2 protein-coding genes are annotated in these 1683 nt (G+C 71.8%); both read left to right on the plus strand.

Annotated features, from left to right (window positions below):
• Nucleotides 1–662, plus strand: a 662-nt coding sequence (locus tag WA805_RS00465) for a sensor histidine kinase (RefSeq protein ID WP_425241379.1), incomplete at its 5' end; no start/stop codon positions are given.
• A 9-nt stretch (nt 663–671) separates the two neighbouring features.
• Complete coding sequence (locus tag WA805_RS00470; protein WP_422280576.1) at nt 672–1367, plus strand: response regulator; 696 nt, start codon at nt 672–674, stop codon at nt 1365–1367.
• Nucleotides 1368–1683 lie beyond the last annotated feature (316 nt).

Consider the following 1683-nt stretch of genomic DNA (forward strand, 5'->3'; position numbering starts at 1 on the left):
CCCGCGAGCTGCACGACGTGGTCGCGCACCACGTCAGCCTGATGGCCGTGCAGGCGGAGGCGACCGGCGCGCTGCTGCCGGACCGCCCGGAGGCCGCGGCCAAGTCCGCGGACCTGATCGCGTCGACCGCCCGGCAGGCGATGGGGGAGTTGCGGCGGCTGCTCGGGGTGCTGCGCGGTCCGTCCGCGTCGGCCGGGAAAGATTTGTCGGAACGTCCCGGGCTTACTCCGGCAGCCTCACTGTCTCGCCTGGATGAGGTGCTCGACGCGGTGCGTGCCGCCGGGCTGCCGGTGACCCTGATGGTGGACGGCGATCCCGGCGCGGTGCCCGCGGGCATCGACCTGACCGCCTACCGGATTGTGCAGGAGGCGCTGACGAATACGCTGCGGCACGCGCCAGGTTCGCAGGCGTGCGTGCGGATCTCCTACTCCGGCGGCGCGCTGACGGTGCGGGTGTCGGACAGCGGGCAGCCGGACGGCGACGGCCGGGCGCGCAGTGCTGCTGGCGGTGCTGCTGGCGGTGCTGCTGACGGCGCTGGCGTCGGGCCGGGGTACGGCCTGGCGGGTATCGCGGAACGGGTGGCCTCCTGCGGCGGGTCGCTGACGGTCGGTCCCGACCCGGCCGGCGGGTTTGCCGTTACGGCAAGGCTTCCGGTGCGGTAAAAGGGTGGGGTGACATCTGCTCCCCCTGCTCCGCTGCGGGTGCTTGTCGCCGACGACCAGGAACTGGTGCGGGCCGGCTTCTGCGTGATCCTCGAGGCCGCCGGCTTCGCCGTGGCGGGCGAGGCCGCGGACGGCGCCGCGGCGGTGGCGCTCGCGGCCAGCGAGCGTCCTGACGTCGTGCTGATGGACGTCCGGATGCCGGTGATGGACGGGCTTGAGGCGACCAGGCGGATCGCCGCGTCGGGTGCGGACGCGCCCAAGGTGGTGATCTTGACGACGTTCGACCTCGACGACTACGTGTACGAGGCGCTGCGCGCGGGCGCCAGCGGGTTCCTGCTGAAGGACGCGCCGCGCGCCGACCTGGCGACCGCGATCCGGGTGGCGGCGGCCGGGGACGCGCTGCTGGCCCCCTCGGTGACCAGGCGGCTGATCGAGGCGTTCGCCGCCCGCCCCGCGGCGGTGGCGCCGTCACCGTCCCGGCTGGCGTCGCTGACCCCGCGCGAGCGGGACATCCTGACGCTGGTGGCGCGCGGCCGCAGCAACGCGGAGATCGCCAGCGACCTGGTGGTGAGCGAGGCGACCGTCAAGACGCACGTGGGGCATTTGCTGGCCAAGCTCGGCCTGCGCGACCGGGTGCAAGCGGTCATTCTGGCTTACGAAACGGGTGCGATAACTCCTGGGCGGCCTGACTTAACCCCCGGTTGAAGAGCGGCCGGCGACGTCGCCTATCATTTATGTTGTCAATACCCGGAGCCGGGCTCGCAATTATCTCGGCTCGCCCGCCATTATTGAAGGCAAATGTCCCGCGAAACCACAAGGCGTTTCCCTGTTACGGTGTCACGCCTTCCTGTAATCCGCTGCCAGATCTGCCAGCGTACCCTCGCTCACCGCCCCGGCCAGGCGAGCACGGTGCTCACCGAGCATTACCGTCGCGCGCATCCCGAGGCGCTCGGCGCCGTCCCGTCCTCGGATAACTGACACATACGCCGGTTCGTGTGCGGGCGCCCCTGACCGGGGCGCC

Origin of the sequence: Trebonia sp. (assembly GCF_049794275.1) — a bacterium.
In the GTDB taxonomy this organism is placed as follows: Bacteria; Actinomycetota; Actinomycetes; order Streptosporangiales; family Streptosporangiaceae; genus Trebonia.